This window comes from Actinomadura formosensis, from assembly GCF_050948385.1.
GTDB lineage: Bacteria > Actinomycetota > Actinomycetes > Streptosporangiales > Streptosporangiaceae > Spirillospora > Spirillospora formosensis.
This window is the reverse complement of sequence record NZ_CP192011.1, coordinates 1,923,684-1,947,285: the sequence shown is the minus strand read 5'-3', so window position 1 is coordinate 1,947,285 and position 23,602 is coordinate 1,923,684. Positions and strand designations below refer to the sequence as shown.

The 23,602-nt window shown below is 71.1% G+C and carries 17 protein-coding genes and 2 tRNA genes; 4 read left to right on the top strand and 15 right to left on the bottom strand.

The genetic code is table 11. The features are described 5' to 3' along the window. Window positions 1–58: 58 nt before the first annotated feature. A complete protein-coding gene (lhgO, locus tag ACQP1N_RS09165) occupies window positions 59–1,246 on the top strand; it encodes an L-2-hydroxyglutarate oxidase (RefSeq protein WP_067806285.1) in 1,188 nt (395 codons plus the stop codon). On the opposite strand, the gene ACQP1N_RS09160 is transcribed toward lhgO, so the two are convergent. Both ACQP1N_RS09160 and ACQP1N_RS09155 read right to left on the bottom strand, forming a co-directional pair. Further along, entirely contained in the window at window positions 1,243–2,709 is a 1,467-nt protein-coding gene (locus tag ACQP1N_RS09160; RefSeq protein WP_433230418.1) for a carboxylesterase/lipase family protein, read from the bottom strand. The two genes, lhgO and ACQP1N_RS09160, sit on opposite strands and share 4 nt — an antisense overlap. Window positions 2,710–2,786: 77 nt before the next feature. Beyond that, window positions 2,787–3,422, bottom strand: a complete 636-nt coding sequence (locus tag ACQP1N_RS09155; RefSeq protein WP_433230416.1) for a TetR/AcrR family transcriptional regulator — start codon at window positions 3,420–3,422, stop codon at window positions 2,787–2,789. 104 nt (window positions 3,423–3,526) lie between these two features. Here ACQP1N_RS09155 and ACQP1N_RS09150 point away from each other — a divergent pair, with 104 nt between their 5' ends. Then, the gene (locus ACQP1N_RS09150) at window positions 3,527–4,387 is read left to right on the top strand and encodes an oxygenase MpaB family protein (RefSeq protein WP_433232634.1); all 861 of its coding nucleotides are present in this window, start codon (window positions 3,527–3,529) and stop codon (window positions 4,385–4,387) included. Between the two features lie 54 nt (window positions 4,388–4,441). Here ACQP1N_RS09150 and ACQP1N_RS09145 read toward each other — a convergent pair whose 3' ends face one another. The 7 genes from ACQP1N_RS09145 to ACQP1N_RS09115 all read right to left on the bottom strand — a co-directional run bounded on the left by ACQP1N_RS09145 (window position 4,442) and on the right by ACQP1N_RS09115 (window position 14,064). Further along, complete coding sequence (locus tag ACQP1N_RS09145; RefSeq protein ID WP_433230414.1) at window positions 4,442–5,806, bottom strand: cytochrome P450; 1,365 nt, start codon at window positions 5,804–5,806, stop codon at window positions 4,442–4,444. Between the two features lie 108 nt (window positions 5,807–5,914). After that, window positions 5,915–8,905 (bottom strand): AMP-binding protein, encoded by a 2,991-nt coding sequence (locus tag ACQP1N_RS09140; RefSeq protein WP_433230412.1) that lies wholly within the window; start codon window positions 8,903–8,905, stop codon window positions 5,915–5,917. Between the two features lie 56 nt (window positions 8,906–8,961). Next, complete coding sequence (locus ACQP1N_RS09135; protein ID WP_067806300.1) at window positions 8,962–10,608, bottom strand: AMP-binding protein; 1,647 nt, start codon at window positions 10,606–10,608, stop codon at window positions 8,962–8,964. Window positions 10,609–10,732: 124 nt separating this feature from the next. Next, a complete protein-coding gene (locus tag ACQP1N_RS09130) occupies window positions 10,733–11,101 on the bottom strand; it encodes a DUF3054 domain-containing protein (RefSeq protein WP_067806302.1) in 369 nt (122 codons plus the stop codon). A 205-nt stretch (window positions 11,102–11,306) separates the two neighbouring features. Continuing rightward, window positions 11,307–11,380: transfer RNA gene (locus ACQP1N_RS09125), tRNA-Met, on the bottom strand. 128 nt (window positions 11,381–11,508) lie between these two features. Then, a complete protein-coding gene (gene pruA / locus ACQP1N_RS09120; RefSeq protein ID WP_067807789.1) occupies window positions 11,509–13,140 on the bottom strand; it encodes an L-glutamate gamma-semialdehyde dehydrogenase in 1,632 nt (543 codons plus the stop codon). 15 nt (window positions 13,141–13,155) lie between these two features. Further along, entirely contained in the window at window positions 13,156–14,064 is a 909-nt protein-coding gene (locus ACQP1N_RS09115) for a proline dehydrogenase family protein (protein WP_067807792.1), read from the bottom strand. Between the two features lie 119 nt (window positions 14,065–14,183). Here ACQP1N_RS09115 and ACQP1N_RS09110 point away from each other — a divergent pair, with 119 nt between their 5' ends. Continuing rightward, complete coding sequence (locus ACQP1N_RS09110) at window positions 14,184–15,287, top strand: PucR family transcriptional regulator (RefSeq protein WP_067807795.1); 1,104 nt, start codon at window positions 14,184–14,186, stop codon at window positions 15,285–15,287. A 39-nt stretch (window positions 15,288–15,326) separates the two neighbouring features. Here the strand turns inward: ACQP1N_RS09110 and ACQP1N_RS09105 are convergent, their stop codons facing one another. The 5 genes from ACQP1N_RS09105 to ACQP1N_RS09085 form a co-directional block, all read right to left on the bottom strand. Continuing rightward, window positions 15,327–16,904 (bottom strand): acyl-CoA synthetase, encoded by a 1,578-nt coding sequence (locus ACQP1N_RS09105; protein WP_433230408.1) that lies wholly within the window; start codon window positions 16,902–16,904, stop codon window positions 15,327–15,329. Between the two features lie 275 nt (window positions 16,905–17,179). After that, a tRNA-Met gene (locus ACQP1N_RS09100) sits at window positions 17,180–17,253 on the bottom strand. 48 nt (window positions 17,254–17,301) lie between these two features. Further along, window positions 17,302–18,351 carry a YlbL family protein gene (locus tag ACQP1N_RS09095; protein ID WP_433230406.1) on the bottom strand — a complete coding sequence of 350 codons (1,050 nt, stop codon included), beginning with the start codon at window positions 18,349–18,351 and terminating at the stop codon, window positions 17,302–17,304. A 27-nt stretch (window positions 18,352–18,378) separates the two neighbouring features. Beyond that, complete coding sequence (locus ACQP1N_RS09090) at window positions 18,379–18,822, bottom strand: molybdenum cofactor biosynthesis protein MoaE (protein WP_433230403.1); 444 nt, start codon at window positions 18,820–18,822, stop codon at window positions 18,379–18,381. A 29-nt stretch (window positions 18,823–18,851) separates the two neighbouring features. Next, window positions 18,852–19,388 (bottom strand): PPA1309 family protein, encoded by a 537-nt coding sequence (locus ACQP1N_RS09085; RefSeq protein ID WP_433230401.1) that lies wholly within the window; start codon window positions 19,386–19,388, stop codon window positions 18,852–18,854. 176 nt (window positions 19,389–19,564) lie between these two features. Between ACQP1N_RS09085 and ACQP1N_RS09080 the strand changes: the two genes are divergently transcribed. Continuing rightward, the gene (locus ACQP1N_RS09080; protein ID WP_433230398.1) at window positions 19,565–22,435 is read left to right on the top strand and encodes a UPF0182 family membrane protein; all 2,871 of its coding nucleotides are present in this window, start codon (window positions 19,565–19,567) and stop codon (window positions 22,433–22,435) included. A gap of 32 nt (window positions 22,436–22,467) precedes the next feature. Here ACQP1N_RS09080 and ACQP1N_RS09075 read toward each other — a convergent pair whose 3' ends face one another. Next, entirely contained in the window at window positions 22,468–23,550 is a 1,083-nt protein-coding gene (locus ACQP1N_RS09075; protein ID WP_433230395.1) for an NAD-dependent epimerase/dehydratase family protein, read from the bottom strand. Between the last annotated feature and the right edge of the window lie 52 nt (window positions 23,551–23,602).

Here is a 23,602-nt window from a genome sequence, read left to right as displayed (position 1 = left end):
GCGGCTGCGGGGCCGGGGGTTCGCCCCCCGCCGGGCCCGCCCCGTTAGGGTGCGGGATGTGGCGGAGACGAAGGTCGGGGTGGTCGGCGCGGGCATTGTCGGGCTGGCGATCGCGCGGCGGCTGACCGAGACGCGCCCCGGCGTGACGGTGACGGTCCTCGACAAGGAGGACCGCGTCGCGGCCCACCAGACCGGCCACAACAGCGGCGTCGCCCACGCGGGCCTGTACTACGCGCCGGGCTCGCTGAAGGCGGCGCTGTGCAGGCGCGGCATCGGCCTGCTCAAGGAATACTGCACCGACCGGAACCTGCCCTACGAGGAGTGCGGCAAGGTCGTCGTGGCGCGGGACGCGTCGGAACTGGCCGCGCTGGAGGAGATCGAGCACCGCGCGGCGGCCAACGGTGTTCCGGGGCTGCGGCGGCTGACGGGCGGTGAGCTGCGCGAGATCGAGCCGCACGCCGCCGGGGTGGCCGCCCTGCACTCCCCCACCACCGCGATCGTCGACTTCCCGGCGGTCGCCCGCGCGTTCGCCGACGACGTGGCCGGGGGCGGCGGCGAGGTCAGGCTCGGCTTCGAGGTCGTCCGGCTGGGCCGGGCCGGGGACCGCGTCACGGTCGCGTCCCCGCGCGAGGAACTGACGTTCGACAGGCTCGTGGTGTGCGCGGGCCTGCACTCCGACCGGGTGGCGCGGCTGGCCGGCGACTCCCCCGCCCCGGCGATCATCCCGTTCCGCGGCGAGTACTACCGGCTCGTCCCGTCCCGGACGGATCTTGTCCGCGGCCTCATCTACCCGGTGCCCGACCCCCGCTACCCGTTCCTCGGCGTGCACTTCACGCGCCGCGTGGACGGTGGCGTGGACGTCGGCCCCAACGCCGTCCTGGCCCTGGCCAGGGAGGGCTACCGGCGCCGCGACATCCGCCCTCGTGACCTGTGGGAGACGATCCGCTGGCCGGGCTTCCGGCACCTGGCACGACGGCACTGGCGGACGGGCGCGAAGGAACTCTACGGCTCGGCGGTCAGGCGGGCCTTCGTCGCCGAGGCGCGCGGCTTCGTCCCGTCCCTGCGGGCGGCGGACGTCGTCGCGGCGCCTGCCGGGGTCCGCGCGCAGGCGGTGGACCCCGACGGCTCGCTCGTCGACGACTTCCGGATCGGACGCGTCGGCCCGGTCGTGACCGTCCGCAACGCCCCGTCCCCCGCGGCGACGTCCTCCCTGGCCATCGCCGAGCACATCGCCGAGCTGCTCTAGTCCCAGAGCGCGCGGTCGCCGCCGCGCGGGTCGCCGGCGACCCCGCCGTCCGGTTCGCCGAACATCCGCACCGCCCGCGTGGACGGGTCGAACCGCTCCCAGCCGGGGTCGCCGGTGCCGGCGAAGCCGGCCCAGGCGCGGTGCATCCGGTCGGCGAGCGCCTGCGGCGGGTTCGGGCCGGCCATGCCCCCGGTCCCGGCGGACAGGTTGTCGAACACGAAGCCCAACTCCAGTGCGTGGCAGGCGCCGAGGTCGTGGTTCGGCGACCGCCATCCGAACTCGTACATCCACGTCCGCCCGCCGGATGCGGCGTGTCCGGCGGCGGCGCGGTTCGCCGGAACGCGGAACAGGCTGTCGGTGATGATCGTCGCCATCAGCTCGCCGGCCGTCATGTCCGGGTACCGGTCACGGTAGGCGGCGGGCAGCCCGGACGGGACGCCCATCCCGGCGGCGACGACGCCCACGGCCTCGTCGGTGAGCTGGGCCGCGAGGCCGGTCGGCATCAGGAACAGCCGGAACTCCTCGGACGTGTAGCCGATGAGCAGGTCCACGTCGCGGCCGGCCCCGGCGGCGATGGCGTCCTCGGGGCGGCGGGTGAGCAGCTCGCCGTCCAGCACCGGGGTGAGGGACATGCCGCCCGCCGCGGTGGTGGCGCCCCAGCGGCCGGGGTCGGGCAGCATCGCGACCTCGGCGGCGACGGACGCCTGCGCGGGGATGATCGCGGCCGGGTCGAGCGCGGCGAACGCCTCCGCGGTCGGCTCGACGCCGAGCCGGGCGGCCATCTCCTTGGTGACGAGCATGGCGTCGTCCGGATCCTGCGCGATGCCGCCGGCACCGCTCTGCGCGATCGCGCGCCGGAACAGCCCGAGATCGAGGGAGAGCAGGGTGGTGACGCTCATGCCCCCGGCGGACTCGCCGAACACGGTGACGCGGCCGGGGTCGCCGCCGAAGCCCGCGATGTTGTCGCGGACCCACTCCAGCGCGGCGATCTGGTCGAGCAGCCCCCGGTTGAGCGGCGCGCCGGGCAGATTCGCGAAGCCCTCCACGCCGAGCCGGTAGTTGATCGTCACGCAGACGACGCCGTCGCGGGCGAAGGCGTGGCCGCTGTAGAGGGGCACCGCGCCGGACCCGTTCCGGAACGCGCCGCCGTGGATCCACACCATGACGGGCAGCCCCGACCCCCCGGGGTCGGGCGTCCACACGTTCAGGTTCAGGCAGTCCTCACCCGGGATGTCCGGGTCGGGAAGCAGCGCGTCGAACGGCTTCGGGTAGCCGGGCTTGGGTGCGGTCGGCCCGTACTCGACGGCGGGGCGGACGCCGTCCCACGGCCGGGGCGGGCGCGGCGCCCGGAAGCGGTTCGGCCCGAACGGCGGCGCGGCGTAGGGGATGCCGAGGAACGCGGTGACGCCGTCCCGCGTCGTCCCCCGAACCTTCCCATAGGACGTCTCGACGACCGCCTCCATGCCGCGCCTCCGGTTCTAGAACGAAATTCAATGAACCAGAGGGTACGGGACGGACGGCGCCGGGCGGAACGCCCTGATCAACCCGCCTGCGCGCCGGGGCGGAGCATCCGGGTGAGGTAGTCGCGGGCGAACGCGCGGATGGCGTCCTCGCCGTCCAGCTTCAGCCCGCCACCCGGGACGAGGAGCAGCGACAACGCGAGCCGCAGCAGCACCTCGGCAACGGTGTTGTGGTCCTCCGCGTCGCCGGGACGGGCGCGGCGCAGCCGGTCGGCGAGGATGTCGCGGGCGGCGAGCATGACCGCGCCGCCGTTCATGCTGAGCTGCGGCAGGACCGCCTCGGGCTCGCTCTCCAGCACGCGCGTCATCAGCGGATGCGTGCGGGCGCTGCGCAACCCGACGACGAACCCCTCCACGACGGCGTCCTCGGGGGACGGAAGGTCCTCGGTGGCCTCGGCGATCGCGGTGAGGAACCGGCGGCACTCGCGCAGGATCACCGCCTGGAGGAGCTGCTCCTTGTTGGTGAACCGCCGGTAGATGGTGGTGCGCGCGACCCCCGCCCGCTTGGCGACGTCCTCCACGCTGACCCGGCGCAGCCCGTAGCTCTCGAACTCGGCGAGCGCCGCGTCCAGGATGCGGGTGTCGAGATCGTCGGCGCCGTCCTCCGGCATGACCAGCCGCGCGAGCAGCCCGCCTGCGGTCGCGTCCATCGTCATGCCCGCACCTTAGCCGGATCGGACGCCCGGCTCGTACCACCGGACGCAACATAGCTACAATAATCGTCAACCTGTAGTTCTGTCTCACACTTGCGGCGGTGCACATGACGGACCAGGCCGACACGCAGACGCCGGCTCCGCTCGGGCCGGGCTCGCTGACCTGGCGCTACTTCGGCGACACCCGGATGATCCTGGTCGGGCCGCGGGCGGCCGTCCTGCAGAACATGCTCCCCGCGCTCGGCCAGGGCGTCCTCGACCACTCGGTGTTCTTCACCGAGACGTTCGCGCGGGTGAAGCGGTCCGCCGGGCCGATCATGGACACCGTGTACGGCGCGGAACGGTCCGCCGAGACGGGCCGGAAGGTGCGCGACTACCACCGCGACATCAAGGGGACGATGCCGGACGGCACCCGCTACCACGCGCTCGACCCCGAGACGTACTACTGGGCGCACGCGACCTTCCTCGACACCATGCTGTACGGGATCGAGACGTTCATCAGGCCGCTCGGCGAGGCGGAGAAACACCGGATCTACGAGGAGTCCAAGACGTGGTTCCGGATGTACGGGGTCAGCGACCGGGCCATGCCGCAGGACTGGGAAGCCTTCCAGGCGTACTGGAAGCGGATGCTGGACGAGGTGATCGAGCCGCACAAGACCGCCCGGTACGGCGTCGGCTACGTCAGGAAGGGCCTGCCGAGGCCCCGGCCGGTCCCCGCACCGGTATGGCGGGCGGTGTCACCGCCGCTGAACGCGGCCGCCCGGTTCATCACGGTCGGCGGGCTGCACCCGCGGATGCGCGAGCTGCTGGACCTGCCGTGGAGCGCCGCCGACGAGCGCCGCCACCGGCGGTTCGCGGCGGCCGTCCGGGCGGGGAACCGGCTGTGGCCGCTGCTGCCCGAGTCCGTCCGCTACCTGCCCCCGGCCCGCCGCGCCTTCCGGAAGGCCCGAACGACTCGCGGAAGGTGACGTCGACCACGGGGCCGGTCCCCCGGACGGCCCCGGTGATGGCGATGACCTTGCTCATGGCCGTTCCAGCCGGTCGAGCCGGACGGGCAGCCCGTCCTTCGGCGACGGCAGGGACGTGGTGTCGAGGGGCCATTCGTACCGCGCGGGGACGCTCCACCGGTAGCGCTGCAGCACCTGGTGCAGGATCGTCCTGACCTGCATCCCGGCGAAGTACAGCCCGATGCACTTGTGCGCGCCGCCGCCGAACGGGGCCCACGCGTACTTGTGGATCTTGTCCTCGCGGCGCTCCGGGGAGAACCGCTCGGGGTCGAACCGGTCCGGGTCCGGCCACCAGTCGGCCATGTGGTGGTTGCTGAGCATCGGCACCACGACCATCGTCCCGGCGGGGACGTGGTAGCCGAGGATGGAGGTGTCCTTGACGACCTTGCGGGGCAGCGCCGGGACGGGCGGCAGCATCCGCAGCGACTCCTTCATCACCATGTCGATGCCGGTGAGGGAGTCCAGGTCGTCGTAGGAGGGCCGCGCCTTGCCGAGGGCCAGCGACTCCTCGCGCAGCCGCTCCTGCCATTCGGGGAACTTGGCCAGGTAGTAGGCCATCGCCGTCAGCGTGATGGTGGTGGTGTCGTGCGCCGCCATCAGCGCGAAGATCATGTGGTTGACGACGTCCTCGTCGCCGAACCGCTGCCCGTCGTCGGTCTCGGCCGCGCACAGGGCGGCGAACAGGTCGCTACCGCCGGCACTCCCCTCGCGGCGCTTGGCGGGCAGGTGCCGGTAGAAGAACTCCTCCAGCGTCTTGCGGGCCCGCAGACCCCGGTGCCAGCGCAGCCCGGGGACGGGGAACCGGACGTAGGCCGTCCCCGCCCGGACCGCGTCGATGAACGCGCCGTTGATCCGCGCGCGCTCGGCGCCGTCCAGTTCGACGCCCATGAACACGTCCACGGCGAGGTCGAGCGTGAGCTGCTTGACGTGGTCGTAGACCTTGAAGCCTGATCCGGGTTCCCATGCCTCGACGCCCTTGACGATGCCGGGTGCCATCGCCTCCATGTAGGCGCGCAGCCGGGCGGGGGTGAACGCCTGCTGCATGATGCGGCGGTGGTGCAGGTGCTCCTCGAAGTCGAGCAGCATGATGCCGCGTTTGAAGAACGGCCCGATGTAGTAGCTCCAGGCGGGGCCGTTCGCGAACGCCTTGTCCCGGTTGACCAGGACGACCTCGGCGGCCTCCGGGCCCTGGACGGTGCAGGTCCGCTGCCCGAGCAGCCAGCCCCAGGCGACGGGACCGTACTGTTCGTACCGTTTGCGGGCCATCCCGATCGGGTCGCGCATCACGGCGAGCGTGTTGCCGATGTAGGGGACGCCGGGCACTCCGGGGACCGGTTTCAGGCCGCTGCCCTGCGGCGGCGGCGCGAGGACGCTCGTCATGACCCCTCCGGGGAACACTGCAACAAATAACCGGAATCTGTTGCTTTGTTCTAACGTAGCGCCCGCCCGTAAGTCCAGACTTATCCGCGGTGACTTGAGCCTCCGCCGTCAGCGCGCTTCGCGGGCCGCGGGCGCCCGGAGCAGCCGCCGCCGCGCCGTGTCCGTGAGCGGCCGGTACGCGCCCGCCTTGTCCCGGTAGTAGGTGCGGCCGTCGCCCGCGGCGGGGACGCCCTCGTCCCGCAGCGGCGCCGTGACCAGCCGCCCTCCCGCCGTGACGGGCACCTCGTCCACCACCCGGACGAGCGCGGGCCGCAGCCCCGGCTCCACCCGCAGCAGCGCCTCCGACAGGTCGATGGGTTTCAGTGTCTCCTCCGAGGGCGCCCGGAGCCGCCGGGCGAACCCCTCGGCATCGCGCAGGCTCACGGCCGCCGCCGCGAGCTCCGTCTCCCCCACCGGGATGCCGTAGACGGCGACGGTGTCGACATAGGGCAGATCGCCGAGAGCGTCCCTGATCGGCCCGGGCGGGACGATGCCGTCGGCGGTGCGGATGAGCTCGCCCTCCCGCCCGAGGAGCCAGAAGTCGCCGGCGGCGTCCCGGCGGAACAGGTCACCGGTGATCGTCCACGCGTCCTCGGCCCGGAACACGCCCCGCACCGGCCGGGCCGCGGCGCCGATGGCCGAGGGCCGCACCCGGGCCAGCAGCATGCCGATCTCGCCGGGCTCGCACTCGATCGCGAACCCGCCGGCCCCCTCGGCGAGGTGCCCGTTCTCCAGGTCGTACCGGGCGAGCCGGACCTCGGCGCTGCCGGGCAGCGGACGCCCGAGCGATCCGGGTTTCTTGCCGCTCAGGTTGACCAGGACCGCCTCACCCTCCGTCGAGGCGTAGAACTCCAGGACGCGGGCGGGCGCGAACCGTTCCTCGACCCGCCGCCACAGCCCGCGCGGCATCCCGGACCCGATGAACAGCCGGACGGCGTGGTGCCGTTCCGCCGGGTTCGGGGGCGCGTTCACGAGGTCGCGCAGCAGCATCCAGGTGTAGGACGCGACGGTCACGCCGTAGCGGCGCGCCTCGTCCCAGAACGTCTCCGGGTCGTACCCGCCGGCGAGCGCGAGCCGGGCACCGCCCGCGACGGCGCCGCCGAGGCTCATCAGCAGCGCGGAGGGATGCTGGATCGGCGTGATGCTGTACACGGTGTCGGACGATGAGAGCGCCGCCGACGACGCGGTCCCGAACGCGGACAGGGCCCAGCGCCGGTTCGTGATCCGGCCGGCCCGCAGCTGCTCCCCCGCCCCGCGGAACACCACGAACGCGAGATCGCCCGCCCGCCCCGGGTTCGGCCGGTACCACCCCGGCAGCTCGACCTGGTCCGGGTCGATGGTCTCCATGTCCATCAGCGATCCGCGGTCGCCGCGTCCGGCGCCACCGAGCAGATAGGCCCGGACGCCCTCCAGCCTCCCGGCCCGCGCGGCGTGCTCCGGATCGGCGATCACCCGGGTCACCTGGCTGAGCCGCACCTCCGCGGCCGGATCACCGTCGGGACGCAGCAGGACGGCGACCGCGCCGAGCCGGCTCAAAGCCGCCACGAGCGCGAGCGCGGTCGGCCGCGTGCCCATCAGCACACCGACGGCGTCACCGCGCCGGACCCCGATGTGGATCAGCCCGCGCACCACGGCGTCGATACGCCGCTTGGCCGCGTCATGCGTGTGCGCACGCCCGCGGTAGAGGAAGAAGACCTCTCCGGGCCTGCGCCGGGCCTGCTCGTCCAGCAGCAGCCCCATGGACATGCGCGTGTCGGACTGGAGGCGCTCCAGCCGCGCCAGCCGGGGCAGGTTCTGCGCCGCTTCTCCGCCCAGCTGCCCGCTCCCCCGCACCACCTGCGCGGCCGTCCGGAGCACCGACCGCGCGGCACTCGCCCCGATGCCCATCGCCAGCTGGAGCCCGTAACCCGCCGGTCCGCCGGGCAGACCGGCGGGTTCGGCCTCCTCGTCCCCCGCCACCGGAACGACGATCTCCGGAAGGTCGTCCTTTCCCTCCCGCCACATCGCCCAGGACACGACGGCGGGCCAGGTCTGCGCGATCGCGAGGCCGCCGACGACGAGCCCGAAGTGCCCGGCGCTCAGGGACGCCTCGTACACCTGGGCGCGCGGCGCGGCCCGCCTGATGCCGCGCACCATCGGCGGCGGCGCGATCTCGTCGACCTCGCCCACGAACGTGAGCACGGGGCAGGTGAGGTCGGCGAGCGTGACGAGCCGGTCCCCGATGACGAACCCGCCGGTCAGCATCCGGTTGTGCTGGATGAACTGGCGGAGGAACTCCGCGAGCGCGGGGCCGGGCCAGGAGACCCAGCCGTCCCGCTCCAGGAACCGCCGCTGCCGTTCCCGCGCCGCGAGCCGTTCCCGGTCGTGCAACTGGAGGATGAACTCGACCCTCGACCGGACCGACTTGACGGGGCTGAGCGCCTGGAACCCGAACCGTGTCACCCACCCGGGCACGGCGAACGCGCCGAGCACCCGGTCGGGTATCCGCTCGACCCCCTCCGAGGCGAGCCAGCTCGGCAGCCCGAACGGCAGCCCCCGGCTGATGTCGGACGGGCTGCCGAACGTCACGACCGACTCGATGCCCTCACTGCGCCGGTAGGCGGCGGCCTGGTAGACGAACATGCCGCCTTGCGAGTATCCGGCGAGATGGACGTCCCTCCCCGTCGCCTTCCGGATCCGGTCCACGGCGTCGCTGACCGCCAGGACATGGTCGCTGATGGTGCGTTCCAGCCCGCCGGGCTCCCGCTCGGGCGCGCCGAAGTCGACCACCCACGGGTCGACGCCGAGATCGTGCAGCACTTTCACGGCGCTGACCCGCGAGGAGATGTCGTACACCTCCGCGGTGATCATCAGCGGCGGCACGAGCAGCATCACCGGGCCGCCCGCCGACCCGGGGAAGTAGTGCCGCAGCCGGTAGACGCGCTGCTCGGTCACCACCTCGCACGGGGACGCGTCCTCGCCCGTGTCGAAGCCCCCGAACCGGGCGACCTCCAGGGCGTTCTGGGCGGTGGAGCCCAGGCGGGCGCCCAGGCGGAACAGCGTTCTGGCAACAGGCGGCATCGTCGACCTCTCGCAGCGTCAACGCCATGGTGTCCTGTCATCAGCGCCTTTAGCAATCAGGGCACGATGCGTGCGCCGTCCATGTGACCTGCCTGGAGGCGCTCCCACATGTAGCGGCGGCGGGGCTTGCCGCTGGAGGTGCGCTGGATCAGCCCGGCGCCGACGACGATCGTGAGTTCCACGTCGTCCCCGACACGCCGCCGGAGCATCTCGCGCACTCCCGGGACCCATTCCTCGCCCCGCGTCTCGGCGAACAGCGCGAGCCCCCTGCGCCCGGCCCCCGGCACGCCGACCACGACGACGCGTCCCTTCCCCAGCCCGCTGACCTCGGCGATCTTGCCTTCGAGGTCCTCGACGTAGACGGACCGGCCCCGGACCTTGATGCTGTCGCCCATGCGCCCGAGGACGAACAGCTGCCCTTCGTGGAAGAACCCGGCGTCCCCGGTGTGGACCTTCCCGTCCATGAACCGCGTGGACTTGGCCTCGGCGCCCGCGAAGTATCCCGGGCAGGCCGACGCGCCCCCCACGACGATCTCCCCGAGCAGCCCGTCCGCCAGTTCGTTCCCGTCGTCGTCCACGATGACGACCGGCACGTCCTCCTCGGGCGTCCCGCACCCCACGACCCACCCGGACTTGGCACCGAGCGACTGGGCTCCGAGCGAATGCTGCTCCAGGATCCGCACCGGCGACCCGAAGGACAGCGTCTCCGGATCGGGCCGGACGGCGAGCGGGGCACGGCCTTTGTTGTCCATGGTGACCAGGAGCGTCGTCTCCGCCATCCCGTAGGCGGGCTTGAACACCGACCGCGAGAACCCGAACGGCTCCACGAGCCGCGCGAACACCTCCAGCGTATGGGGGTCGATGGGCTCGGCGCCGACCAGCGCCATCTTCCATCCCGACAGGTCGAGCCCCTCCAACTGCTCGGGCTTGACCCGCCGCGCGGAGTACGCGTACGCGAACGGCGGCGCCGCCGTGTGCGCGGCCTCCGTGAAGCAGCGGATCCACCGCGCGGGGTCGCGGATGAAGTGGTCCGGCCGCATCAGCCGGAGCGTCCCCTGCCGCGCGATCGGGGTGATGAAGGCGCCGATCAGCCCCATGTCGTGGTAGAGCGGCAGCCAGGACGCGACCTCGTCGCCGTCCTCGTACCCGGCCATCCGGGCGATCAGCTCGGCGTTGGCCTCCAGGTTGGCCCAGGTGACCATGACGCCGCGCGGCGCGCCGCTGGACCCGGAGGTGAACTGCAGCAGCGCCAGCTCACCGGCGGGCCGCACCTCCGTTTCCGCGGCCTGGCGGGGCTGCCACGGTTCGCCGCACAGGCCGGCCTGGTCCATGGCGCGTCCGGCGTACTCGGCCAGGTCCTTGGAGGCGACGACGAGCGCCGGCGACGCCTGCCGCAGGATGGCCGCGACGTGGGCGACGTAGTCGTCCCCGTCCTGGAACAGCGGCGGCGTGATCAGGCAGACGGTGCCCCCCGCCGCCCAGACCCCGAAGTACGTCTCGATGCACGTGAAGTCCGTCGGCAGGATGAGGCACACCACGTCGCCGGGCCGGACGCCTTCCTCGATGAGCGCCCCGGCGGTGCGTCGCGCGGCGGAGGCCAGCGCACCGTAGTCACGGAACTCCCAGCCGCCGTCATCGGCCGCCAGGTACACGCCGCGTCCGGTGTGCGGCTTGTCCAGCCAGTCGCGCAGCGCAGATGCCATCGTGTCCCCTTCATATGATCCCGGTCACCCACGTGACTCGCGGGTAACTTCACCAGGACGGGGCGCCCTCGTCAACCTGTTCGATCAACGAATGTGACCAAGCGCTCATTTGGGTGACGTCCCGTCACCCGGCGGAGGACACCTTCCGCCCGCCCACGACCCGCGCGAGGAGCCGCCACCCGAGCAGGGCGAGCCCGAGGAAACTGGAGGCCACGATCACGAACGCGACGGCGGTGCCCTGCCCGGCGAGGACCCGCAGCACCATTCCGACCGCGACGGCGCAAACCCAGACCCCGACTCCGACGGGCATCAGCGCGTCCGCCCCACGCCAGGCCCGCGTCACGCCCCACCCGGCACCGAGCCCCACGAGAAACGGCCAGGCGGTATTGGCGAACCCCGCCAAACTGGCGGCCTCCTCATGCGAGGCCCGTCCAATGGCCACGAAGACGAGCACACAACAAACGTCCACCAGAGCCGCCACAGAATTCCGCATTCCCCCAGGCTAAACGCCCGATCCAAGAGCAGAGGACAGACCCGAAGCCCCAGCCCAGGCGGGGGTCTAGGGGCGGAGCCCCAGGGGCGGGCGGGTGGGGGATGGCGGAGGCACAGGGGGCTCCGGGGGATCGTCCCCCGAACAAAATGCGAAGGGTCCGCGGGGAAGTGCGCCAAAGCGCACGACCACACGGACCCTAGACCAGTAGCGGGGGCAGGATTTGAACCTGCGACCTCTGGGTTATGAGCCCAGCGAGCTACCGAACTGCTCCACCCCGCGGTGATGAGTTAACTGTATTGGGCGGGGGTGGCTTAGGCAAATCCTTTCGCCCGTGGCCGGGGCTTTCTCCGGCCACGGGCGTCGGGGGCCGGCGGCGCCTTCCGGGGGAGGTGCCGCGCCTTCGCCGGCTACTGCATGTGCGGGTACCGGTAGTCGGTCGGCGGGACGAAGGTCTCCTTGATGGAGCGCGGCGACGTCCAGCGGAGCAGGTTGAGCACGGAGCCGGCCTTGTCGTTGGTGCCGGAGGCGCGCCCTCCGCCGAAGGGCTGCTGCCCGACGACGGCACCGGTGGGCTTGTCGTTGATGTAGAAGTTGCCGGCCGCGTACCGGAGGACTTCGGCGGTGTGCGCGGCGGCGGCCCGGTCGTTGGCGATGACGGCGCCGGTCAGCGCGTATTCGGCCGCGGACTCCATCTGCGCGAGCATTTCCTCGTACCGGTCGTCTTCGTAGACGTGGATGCCGAGGATGGGGCCGAAGTATTCGGTCCGGAAGATTTCGTTCTCGGGGTCGTCGGACACGAGCAGGGTGGGCCGGACGAAGTATCCGGCCGAGTCGTCGTAGGTTCCGCCGGCGACGACTTCGACGTCCGGGTCTGCGTGGGCCCGGTCGATCGCGGCCTTGTTCTTGGCGAACGCGCGCTCGTCGATGAGGGCGCCGATGAAGTTGGACAGGTCGGCGACGTCTCCCATGGTGAGCCCGTCGACTTCGGCGACCAGTTCCTCCTTGAATCCCCCGTCCCAGATGGAGCGCGGGATGTAGGCGCGCGACGCGGCGGAGCACTTCTGCCCCTGGTATTCGAACGCGCCCCGCACGAGCGCGGTCTTGAGCACGGCCGGGTCGGCGGACGGATGCGCGACGACGAAGTCCTTGCCGCCCGTCTCTCCCACGAGCCGCGGGTAGCTCCGGAACTTCTCGATGTTGTTCCCGACCGTCTTCCACAGGTGCCGGAACGTCGCGGTGGATCCCGTGAAGTGGATTCCGGCCAGGTCGGGGTGCTGGAGCGCCACGTCCGACACGGCGATCCCGTCACCGGTCACCAGGTTGATGACGCCCGGCGGCAGCCCGGCCTCTTCCAGCAGCCGCATGAGCAGCACGGCGGAGTAGGTCTGCGTCGGCGACGGCTTCCACACCACCACGTTGCCCATCAGGGCGGGGGCGGTGGGCAGGTTCGCGGCGATCGCGGTGAAGTTGAACGGGGTGATCGCGTAGACGAATCCCTCCAGCGGCCGGTGGTCGGACCGGTTCCACACGCCGGGGCTGCTGATCGGCTGCTCGGCGAGGATCCGCCGCGCGAAGTGGACGTTGAACCGCCAGAAGTCGACCAGTTCGCAGGGGGTGTCGATCTCGGCCTGCTGGGCGGTCTTGGACTGCCCGAGCATCGTCGCGGCCAGCAGCGTCTCCCGCCACGGCCCGGCGAGCAGGTCGGCGGCGCGCAGGAAGATCGCGGCCCGGTCGTCGAACGACAGCGCCCGCCAGGCGGGCGCGGCCTTCAGCGCGGCCTGGATCGCGTCTTGGGCGTCGTCCTGCGTCGCGGTCCCGAAGGTGCCGAGGACGGACGCGTGCCGGTGCGGCTGCACGACGGCGACCTTGGCGCCGCCGCCGAGGCGCCGTTCGCCTCCGATCGTCATGGGCAGGTCGATCGGCGCCTCGGCGGTCAGCTCGGCGAGTTTCGCCTCCAGCCGGGCCCGCTCGGGGCTGCCCGGCGCATACCCGCGCACCGGCTCGTTCGTCGGCGGCGGAACGTTGGTCACGGCGTCCATGGAAAGGAAACCCTCCTAGCGGGAAACGAAGGAACGGAGAAAGAAGACGAGGTTGGCGGGCCGCTCGGCCAGGCGCCGCATGAAGTAGCCGTACCAGTCGGCCCCGTAGGGGACGTAGACGCGCATCTGGTGGGCTTCGGCGAGCCGCCGCTGCTCTGCGGTCCGGATTCCGTAGAGCATCTGGAACTCGTAGGACGCGGGCGACCGTCCCGCGGCCAGTGTCAGCGCGATCTCGATGATGCGCGGGTCGTGGCTGCCGATCATCGGGTAGCCGTCGCCCTTCATCAGCAGCTTGAGGCCCCGCACGTAGGCGCGGTCGATCTCGGGCTTGCTCTGGTAGGCCGCCGACTCAGGCTCGGCATAGGCGCCCTTGACCAGCCGGACCCGCGACCCCTCCCCTGCGAGGTCACGCAGGTCGCCCTCGGTGCGCCGCAACATCGCCTGGATGGCGACTCCCACCCAGGGGAAGTCCGTCCGCAGCTTGCCGAGGATCTCCAGGGTGGAGTCAACGGTGGTGTGGTCTTCCATGTCGAGCGTGACGGTCATGCCGACCCGCCCGGCGGCGTCGCAGATCTCCCGCGCATGGTCAAGTGCGAGGTCTCCCGGCAGGGCCTGCCCCAGCGCCGACAGCTTCACCGAGGCGTCCGCCCCGCCGGCGAGCCCGTACTCCTCGAAGGCCGCGAACATCCGCAGATAGGCGTCCCGGGTCGCCTCGGCCTGCGCGGGTTCCAGGGTGTCCTCGCCCAGGTGGTCGAGAGTGACCTTGAGCCCCGCGTTCTGCAGGTCCCGCGTCACCCCGATCGCGGCCTCCAGATCGTCCCCGGCGACGAACCGGTCGACGACTCCCCTGGTCAGGGGCACGGACGTGACGAGATGGCGCATCCGCTCGCTGCGCGAGGCGGCGAGGAGAACAGGGCTGAGCATAGGGAGCCTCCAACGTCAAGGAACACCCCGCACGTTAGAAGCGCCACGCTGTACCCCCTATAGTCAAATGCCACTTTCAGTCCCGTGGTACTTCATACGAATGTACGAAGGCAGGACGCATGGCCCCGGACCTCCAGGAGATCGTGGAACAGGCGGCCGATCTCCTCCGTGCTCCCGCCACCCTGGAGGACCGCGATTTCCATCTCGTCGCCTACGCGGCCCACGGCGACACCATCGATCCCGTCCGGATGGACTCGATCCTGCACCGCCGCGCGTCCGACGCGGTCCGCGCCCGCTTCGAACGCCACGGCATAGCGCGCGCGACGGGCCCGGTGCGCATCCCGGCCGACACGTCCCTCGGCCAGTTGGGCCGCCTCTGCCTGCCCGTCCGCTGGAACAACGTGACCTACGGCTACCTGTGGCTCCTGGACGACGAGCAGCGGATAACGGACGCTCAGGCGGCCCGCGCGATGCCCCTCTGCGAACGGGCCGGCCTCCTCATGGCCCGCCAGGCCAGAGAACGCGATGACCTGGGTCTGAAGGTCGCCGGCCTGCTCTCCACCCACCCCGACGTCCGGACCCGGGCGGCGAGCGACGTGGCCGAGGCCGTGGCCCCCGACACACCCCTCACCGTGGCCGTCCTGCGCACCCCGAGCCCGGAACCACTCAACCCCTGGCAGCTCCCCCACTCCGTCCTGACCACGGTCTGGCAACGCGACCACATCCTCGTGATCCCCGCCTCGACCCCCACCCCGACGACCCTCGCCAGGGCCCGCCGCCTCCTGGAGGAACGCCACGTTTCCGTCCGGGCAGGTGTGTACTCCCCTTGCCCGACCCTGGAGGACGTCCACGAAGGCTGGCTCCGCGCCCGCGTGGCGGCCCGCACCGCCGCCCCCGGCGAAACCCGCGACTGGACGTCGCTGGGCGTCCTCCGTCTTCTCCGCACCGCCGGCGACGACGCCCTGATCCAGGCCACCCGGACCCGGGGGATCGACCGCCTCCTCGAATACCCGGATCTCACCGACACGGCCCGCACCTACCTGGACCTGGCAGGCAGCGTCCAGCGGACGGCCAAGACCCTGAGCATCCACCGCCAGACCCTCTATCACCGCCTGCGCCGCATAGAGGAACTGACGTCCCTGTCCCTGGCCAGCGGCCAGGACCGCCTGACCCTTCATCTGGCCCTAGCCCTCGCCCCCCACCTCAAGCAGGACACCGGCTGACCCGAAGCATGATCATTCAGCGCGACGGCCGGCCACCGCTCACGGGGACTCGGCCAGTCCCGCATGGTGCTCGCGGAGTTCCCGCTTCAGGATCTTGCCGCTGGGGTTCTTGGGCAGCGCGTCGGCGAGCACGACGTACTTCGGGCGTTTGTACCCGGCGAGCCGTTCACGAGCGTGCGCATGCACGTCCGCAACGCTCAGATCAACGCCGGCCTTGGGGACGACCACGGCGGTGACGGCCTCGATCCAGTGGGGGTGGCTGATCCCGAAGACGGCCACCTCGGCGACGCCTTCCAGCTCGTAGATGGCTTCTTCGACCTCGCGGCTGGCGACGTTCTCGCCGCCGGTCTTGATCATGTCCTTCTTGCGGTCGACGACGGACAGATAGCCGTCCTCGGTCATGATCCCGAGGTCACCGGAGTGGAACCAGCCGCCCCGGAACGCCTCGGCGGTCTTCTCCTCGTCGCGGTAGTACCCCAGGGTCGCGTGCGGGCTGCGGTGGACGATCTCGCCGATCTCGCCCGCCGCCACGGGGTTCCCGTCGTCGTCGACGAGCATGGTCTCGACGTTGATGGCCGCACGCCCGGCGCCGCCGGCACGTTCCAGTTGCTCGTGGGGCCGCAGGATGGTCGCGAGCGGCGCCATCTCGGTCTGCCCGTAGAAGTTCCACAACCGCACATCGGGTAGCCGCCGCATCAGCTCCCGCAGGACCTCCGCGGGCATCGGCGAGGCGCCGTAGTACCCCTTCCGCAGGCTCGACAGGTCGCGTTCGTCGAAGTCGGGGTGGTGCAGCAGGGAGATCCAGACGGTCGGCGGGCAGAACAGCTTGGTGACCTTCTCCCGTTCGATCGTCTCCAGCAGCGCGGCCGGGTCGGGCACCGGCAGGATGATGCTGGTGGCCCCCAGGTAGACGTCGACGGAGAAGAAGCAGTCGAGCTGCGCGCAGTGGTACATCGGCAGCGAGTGGACCTCGACGTCGTCCGCGCTCATCTCCCCGTCGATCACGCAGCTCACGTACTGGCTGATCAGCGAGCGGCTCGTCAGCATGACGCCCTTGGGCCGCGATTCGGTGCCGGACGTGTACATGAGCCGCAGCGGGTCGTCGTCCCCGACGAGGACGTCAGGCGCCGAGGAGGGCCCTTCCCGCCACCAGGGGTCGACGTCCTCCCACCCTTCGGCGGGCGCGGCGCCCGAGAGCCCGATCCACCCGCGCACACCGTCCCGGACCCCGGCCGTGGCGAGCGCCTTCTCGGCCGTGGCCGCGAGCGCGTCCTCCGCGATGATCCCGGACGCCCCCGAATGCCCGACGATGTAGGCGATCTCGTCGGCGTTCAGCATGAAGTTGACCGGGACGAGCACCACCCCGAGCTTGGCCGTGGCGAACGCCAGCACCGCGTACTGCCAGCAGTTATGGCTGAGCAGCGCGATCCGGTCCCCCTTGCCGAGTCCCCGTGCCGCCAGCGCGTGCGCGGCCCGGTTGACCGCGACGTCGAACTCCGCGTACGTGACCCGCAGGTCCCCGTCGACCACGGCGACCCTGGCCGGATACCGCCGCGCCGTCCGATGCAGCAGATCCCCCACAGAGTGCTGACGAGCCCGAGCCACCGACTCAGCCACAACCGCCACCTTCCCCACAAAACCCCAGGTAAGACCGGTGAATGCCGGATCATAAGCACACACGACAAGCCCCCCACCACCCCCGAAAAGGGGGATCAAGGGACACCCCCCCACCCCAGCCCCAGCGTCGGGGGTCTAGGGGCGGAGCCCCAGGGGCGGGCGGGCGGGGGATGGCGGAGGCACGGGGGCCTCCGGGGGTCGCCCCCCGGACAAAATGCGAAGGGTCCCCCTGGGGAAGCAGGCGAAGCCTGCGACCAGGAGGACCCTAGGACCAGTAGCGGGGGCAGGATTTGAACCTGCGACCTCTGGGTTATGAGCCCAGCGAGCTACCGAACTGCTCCACCCCGCGGTGTTGAGTTAAGTCTATGGCATCGGCAGGGGTGGTTGGTACGGGATGTCATTTGGTGCAGGCGGGGACTTGGCCTTTGCCGGTGTTGAGGGCGTTGATGGCTTGGATGCTGCCGTGGAGGGTGTCGGCGCGGACGAGGCGGAGGCCGTCGGGGCGGGCGGCGAGGGCGTCGGCGCAGTTCTTCTGGGGGGTGAGGAAGACGGTGGCGCCGGCTTTGCGGGCGGCGATCATTTTCTGCTGGATGCCGCCGATGGGGCCGACTTCGCCTTCGGGGGTGATGGTGCCGGTGCCGGCGATGAATTTGCCTTGGGTGAGGGGGCCGGGGGTGAGTTTGTCGTAGATGGCGAGGGAGAACATGAGGCCGGCGGAGGGGCCGCCGATGTCGCCGACGCTGATGTCGATCTTGAAGGGGAACTTGTACTGCTCGGAGAGGACGATGCCGACGACGGCGCGTTTGCCGGTGGGGTCGGCGACGGTCTTGAGGGTGGCCTTGTTCTCTTTGCCGTCGCGCTTGTAGGTCAGGGTGACGGTGTCGCCGATTTTGCGCTTGGCCATGGGGCCGGTGACCTGGGAGACGCTGGTGACGGCGGTGCCGTCGAGCGCGGTGATCTCGTCGCCGGGCCGCAGGACGCCGTCGGCGGGGCGTCCTTTCTGGACGCCGTCGACGATGACGCGGGTGCTGACGGGGACGCCGAGTTCGTGGAGGGCGGCGGCTTCGGCGTTCTGCTGGGAGTCCTGCATCGCGCGTGTGTTCTCTTGGTCGACTTCTTTGGGCGACTCGCTCTTGGGGAAGATCGTCTCCTCGGGGACGACGGCGATGTCGCCGTCGAGCCAGCCGCGCAGGGCGGTGAAGAGGTCGATGCGGCCGCCGGGCCCGCCGCGGTAGGTGACGGTGGTGAAGTTGAGGTGCCCCTGGTCGGGGTAGGTTTGGCGCCCTTCGATGCGGATGAGGGGTTGGCCTTTGTCGTTCGTGCCGAGGGTGTTGCTCGTGGGGCCGGGCATCAGCGCGACGTAGGGGACGCTCATGACGGACCCGATGACGGCGAGCAGGAGGACGAGCACGCTCGCGACGGTGAGCGTGGTGGCACGACGAGACATGTCGGAAACTCTATGCGGTCGGGGGGCTCAGCAGGCCCCGACCCACTCGTCGTCTCCGTCGGTGAAGGTCTGGTGTTTCCAGATGGGGACGGTGGCTTTGAGGTCGTCGATGAGGCGCCGGCAGGCGGCGAACGCTTCGGCGCGGTGCGGGCAGGACGCGGCGACGACGACGGCGATGTCGCCGATGTCCAGGTCGCCGACGCGGTGGACGGCGGCGAGGCCGAGGACGGGGAGGTCGGCGGCGACTTTCTCCATGACGGCGCGGAGTTCGCGTTCGGCGGTGGGGTGGGCGCTGTAGGCGAGGGCGCTGACGGCACGGGCGTGGTCGGTGTCGCGGACGGTTCCGGCGAAGACGGCGATGCCGCCGGCGCCGGGGGCGCCGACGGCGTTGTACACCTCGTCGACGGACAGGGGGGTGTCGCGGACGCCGATCAGCCGGATGACGTTCTCGGCTTCAACGCTTTGGGTCACGTTCCGCAGGCTACCTCTCTGGGCGCGGCCTATTCGCCGTGGGAGGTTCCGGGTTCGTCGGGTTCGAAGGTGGCGGCGAGGGCTTCGGCGAGGGCGGGGACGAGGTCGGGCCCGGCGAGGACTTCGTCGTCGCTGTCGTGCCGGCGGAGCCGGAGGGCGGAGTGGCGGGCGCCGTCGCGCAGGACGCCGACGACCATGCGGACGTCTTCCCGCTTGGGGTGGGATGCGGCGTAGGCGGCGGCTTCGGCCTCGTCCTCGGGGATGTCCGCTTCGGCTTCGGGCGGGAGGACGACGCGTTCCATGATGATGGCGCAGCCTTCGACGGTGTCGGGCCAGGCGATGGAGGCGAGGGCGTCCTCGACGGCGTCCTCTTCGGGGAGGGCGGGTTGTTCGAGGGCGGCGAGGGTGTCCGCGTCGGAGGTCAGGCCGAGCTGGTCGGCGAGTTCGGGTTCCGTGCGGCGGAGTTCGGTGCTCCGGACGAGGGCGTAGAGGCGTGGCGCGCTGTCCCAGCCCTCCTGGGCCGAATGACGTTCGAGGTCCAGCACGACTTCTTCCAGAAGGCTCACGGGACCATCTTTCCCCCAATCGGCGCAAGGTGCTGACGGGAACCCCCCTCCCTGTCGGTAAGTTGCATCTACAGCACCGGCGGGCGGCCGGTGGGCGAGATCTTGATCGGAGGGGCCACTTGACCTTCCGGACTCCCGCTTTCGGGCGCCGGCTTGGTACCGGACGGACGCGGCTTGTGCTGCCGGTTCTGGTGGCGCTGGCCGCGCTGCTGATCGTGTTCCTGGTCTTCACGGCGATATACACGAACCTGCTCTGGTACCGCTCCATCCGTTTTTCGTCGGTCTACACGACGCAACTGCAGGCGAAGGCCGTCCTGTTCTTCGGGGCGGGGCTGCTGATCACGCTGCTGGTGGGCGCGAACGTGGTGATCGCGTACCGGCTGCGTCCGGCGTACCGGCCGCTGTCGGTGGAGCAGCAGGGCCTGGAGCGGTACCGCTCGGTGATCGATCCGCGGCGGCGGCTGATCTCCGGTGTGCTGCTGGGCCTGCTGGGGGTGCTGACGGGGTCGTCGGTCGCGGGCCAGTGGCCGGTGTGGCTGGCGTTCCTGAACCGGACGCCGTTCAACGTGAAGGATCCGCAGTTCCACCGGGACGTTTCGTTCTACGTTTTCACGTATCCGTTCCTGCGGCTCGTGCTCGGTGTGATCTTCGCGACGGTGATCCTGTCGATCCTGGCCGCGGTGATCGTGCACTACCTGTACGGGGGGCTGCGGCTGCAGGGGCCGGGCGACAAGGCGAGCCCGCCCGCGCGGGCGCACCTGTCGGTGCTGTTCGGGCTGTTCATCCTGTTGAAGGCGGTCGCGTACTGGTTCGACCGGTACGGCCTGGTGCATTCGGAGCGCGGCGTGGCGACCGGCGCGTCCTACGCCGATGTCAACGCGCTGCTGCCGGCGAAGACGATCCTCGCCGTCATCGCGCTGCTGTGCGCCGCGATGTTCTTCGGCAACCTGCTGCGGCGCGGGATGATGCTGCCCGGGGTGGGGTTCACGCTGCTGGTGCTGTCGGCGATCCTGCTGGGCGGGGTGTATCCGCTGCTGATCCAGCAGTTCCAGGTGAAGCCGGACGAGCTGGCCAAGGAGCGCCAGTACATCGAGCGCAACATCAAGTTCACGCGCGCGGCCTACGGCGTGGACGGGGCGAAGGTCGTCCCGTACGGGTCGACGCCCGTGACGGACGAGAAGAAGCTCCGGGAGGAGGCCGCCAAGCTGAGGGAGAGCGGCGTCCGTGTCCTCGACCCGAATGTGGTGGGCGAGACGTTCCAGCAGCTTCAGCGGATCCGCCCGTTCTACAAGTTCCCCGACACGCTGGACATGGATCGTTACACGGTGAACGGCGAGCTCGTCGACACGGTGGTCGCGCTCCGCGAGCTGTCCGGGGCGCCGGAGGGGCAGCGCAGCTGGATCAAGGACCACATGGTCTACACGCACGGCTACGGCTTCGTGTCGGCGTACGGTGACCGGCTCGACTCCCGGGAGCCGAACTTCATCACCCGGGACATGCCGGCGTCCTCGAACCAGCAGATCAAGGTGGCCCGGCCGGAGATCTACTTCGGGGAGCGCCCGCCGGCGTACTCGGTGGTCGGCGGACGCGGCCAGCAGGAGCTGAACTATCCCGACGACAGCAAGGCGGGGCAGCGGAGCAGCACCTATGACGGGCAGGGCGGCGTCTACGTCGATTCGTTCTTCCGCAAGCTGCTGTACTCGACCAAGTTCCAGGACAAGAACCTGCTGCTGTCGGGCGCGATCAACAAGGGCGCCAAGATCATGTACGACCGGTCGCCGCGGGAGATGGTGCACAAGGCGGCGCCGTGGCTGACGCTGGACGGCGACCCGTACCCGGCGGTGGTGAACGGCCGCATCCTGTGGATCGTGGACGGCTACACGACGTCCAGCAGCTACCCGTACTCGGAGCAGATGAGCCTCGGGGAGGCCACCCGCGACACCATCACCGACACGCGGTCGGCGGTGGCGCGGCAGGCGAACGACCACATCAACTACATGCGGAACTCCGTGAAGGCCACGGTCGACGCCTATGACGGCAGTGTCCACCTGTACCAGTGGGACGAGAACGACCCGGTGACGAAGACGTGGATGAAGGTGTTCAAGGACACCGTCCAGCCGCGTTCGTCGATCCCGCCGGAGCTGGAGTCCCACTTCCGCTACCCGCAGGACCTGTTCAAGGTGCAGCGGAAGATCCTCACCAACTACCACGTGACCGACCCGTCGGCGTTCTACAACGCCGAGGGCTTCTGGGAGGTGCCGCAGGACCCGACGGTGAAGGGCAAGCGGCAGCCGCCCTACTACCAGAGCCTGCGGATGCCCGGCCAGGACGCCTCGTCGTTCTCGCTGACGACGGTGTTCAACCCGCGCGGCAACCCGCAGCTGGCGGCGTTCATGGCGGTGGGGTCCACCCCGGGACGCGACTACGGGCAGATCCAGATCCTGCAGATGCCGCGGAACGCGCAGCCGGCGGGCCCGGGCCAGGTGCAGAACTCGTTCGAGACCGACTCGCAGGTGAAGAGCGACATCAACGCCCTGCGGCTCGGCGGGACGAAGACCGTGCCGGGCAACCTGCTGACGATCCCGTTCGGCGGGAGCCTGCTGTACGTCGAGCCGATGTACACCAAGGCTGCGGGGGGCAAGGAGCAGCAGCCGTACCCGATTCTCGGGAAGGTCCTGGTCCAGTACGGCAAGAACATCGCCGCCGCGGAAACCTTCGACGACGCGCTGGACCAGGTCCTCGGCGGGGCGGGCTCGCCCGCGCAGTCCGGTTCGCCGCAGCCGACGCCGGGCGGGCAGCTGAGCCCGGCGGCGCAGAAGGCGATCAGCGACCTGAACGAGGCCGTGACGGACTACGAGAACGCCCAGAAGAAGGGCGACTACCCGGGCATGGGCGACGCCTGGAAGCGGATCAAGGACGCGCAGGCGGCGCTGGCGACGGCGGGCCGGGCGGCGCCGAAGACGTCGCCGAGCCCGTCGCCGTCCCCGTCGGCCGCACCGTCCGGGTCGGCGAGCCCGTCGCCGAGCACGAATCCCCCGGCCGGCTGACCGGCCCGTCCCCGTACGGGGACGGGCCCGGCTCAGCGGCGGCGCCGGCGGGCGCGCCGGATGGCGGCGGCCGCGCCGATCGCGGCGACGGTGGCGCCCGCGGCGGTCGCCATCGTGGCCTCCTTGCCGCCGACGCGGCGGCCGACGACGGCGTGCCGGCCCGCGGTCTCCTCCACCAGGACGCGGAGCACGGCGGCGTTGTCGTACAGCGGCTTCCAGCCGGCGGCGCGCAGCCGCGCGCAGTCGACGACCCACGGGTAGGCGACGTAGTGCAGGTCGGTGGCGGGCGCGGGGGTCATGCCGAGCCGGTGCAGCCGCTGCGCCATCCCGAACGTGAGGGCGGCCGGCAGTTCGAAGCTGCGCTTGCCGGTGATCTCGGCGACCTCGTCCGGGCCGAGCCAGCCCTCGCAGCCGACCGCGACGGGCCCGGTGACCGCGTCGGTGACGACGACCTCCAGGGCGGACGCGAGGTCCTCGATGTGGCAGAACTGCCAGCCGGGCGTGCTGCCCTTGACCGACAGCAGCCGGGGCGCCTCGAAGTGGCGGGTGACGACGGTGTCGATACCGGGCCCGACGAGCGCGGCGGGCCGGACGACGGTGACGTCCAGGCCGGGATGGGTGACGGGCGCGGTCGCGGCCAGTTCCTCCATCTCCAGGTAGTCGCCGGCGATGCTGGTGCTGGCCTCGGCGAGCAGCGGCGCGTCCTCGTTCAGCGGCACCTCGTTGTCCGGCCCGGCCCCGTACACCATCGCGGACGTGACGAGGACCACCCGGCGGACGCGGGCCGCCGCGGCGGCCGTGATGACCGTTTGGGCACCGCGGACGTTGTGGGTGCGGCGGTCGCGCGGGTCCACGTCCGGGGACCGCTCGATGTCCAGGTTGACGAGTACGTCGACGTCGGAGAGCCGGCCGGACAGCAGCGGATCCCGGATGTCGACGACGCGCCAGGTGACCCCGGCCACGTCGCCGCGGTGCCCGTCGATGGCGACGACCTTGCGGATCTCTTCCCGTTCGGCGAGCCGGGCGGCCAGCAGCCGTCCCGCCCCGGAGGCGGCGCCGGTGACGGCGACGACCGGGCCCTTGCTACGCCGAGGGCGAACCTTGCCCGTTGCCACGGTGCTGCCCCCTTCCTTGAGTACGCGACCTTGCCGAGACCGGCTAACGTTG

Coding starts and splice junctions, on each gene's coding strand:
- pruA (WP_067807789.1), bottom strand. CDS start 13,140: ATGGACGCCGTGACCAACGTTCCGCCGCCGACGAACGAGCCGGTGCGC.
- ACQP1N_RS09130 (WP_067806302.1), bottom strand. CDS start 11,101: ATGCGGAATTCTGTGGCGGCTCTGGTGGACGTTTGTTGTGTGCTCGTC.
- ACQP1N_RS09145 (WP_433230414.1), bottom strand. CDS start 5,806: ATGACGAGCGTCCTCGCGCCGCCGCCGCAGGGCAGCGGCCTGAAACCG.
- ACQP1N_RS09160 (WP_433230418.1), bottom strand. CDS start 2,709: ATGGAGGCGGTCGTCGAGACGTCCTATGGGAAGGTTCGGGGGACGACG.
- ACQP1N_RS09140 (WP_433230412.1), bottom strand. CDS start 8,905: ATGCCGCCTGTTGCCAGAACGCTGTTCCGCCTGGGCGCCCGCCTGGGC.
- ACQP1N_RS09155 (WP_433230416.1), bottom strand. CDS start 3,422: ATGACGATGGACGCGACCGCAGGCGGGCTGCTCGCGCGGCTGGTCATG.
- ACQP1N_RS09095 (WP_433230406.1), bottom strand. CDS start 18,351: ATGTCTCGTCGTGCCACCACGCTCACCGTCGCGAGCGTGCTCGTCCTC.
- ACQP1N_RS09110 (WP_067807795.1), top strand. CDS start 14,184: ATGGCCCCGGACCTCCAGGAGATCGTGGAACAGGCGGCCGATCTCCTC.
- ACQP1N_RS09135 (WP_067806300.1), bottom strand. CDS start 10,608: ATGGCATCTGCGCTGCGCGACTGGCTGGACAAGCCGCACACCGGACGC.
- ACQP1N_RS09115 (WP_067807792.1), bottom strand. CDS start 14,064: ATGCTCAGCCCTGTTCTCCTCGCCGCCTCGCGCAGCGAGCGGATGCGC.
- ACQP1N_RS09150 (WP_433232634.1), top strand. CDS start 3,527: ATGACGGACCAGGCCGACACGCAGACGCCGGCTCCGCTCGGGCCGGGC.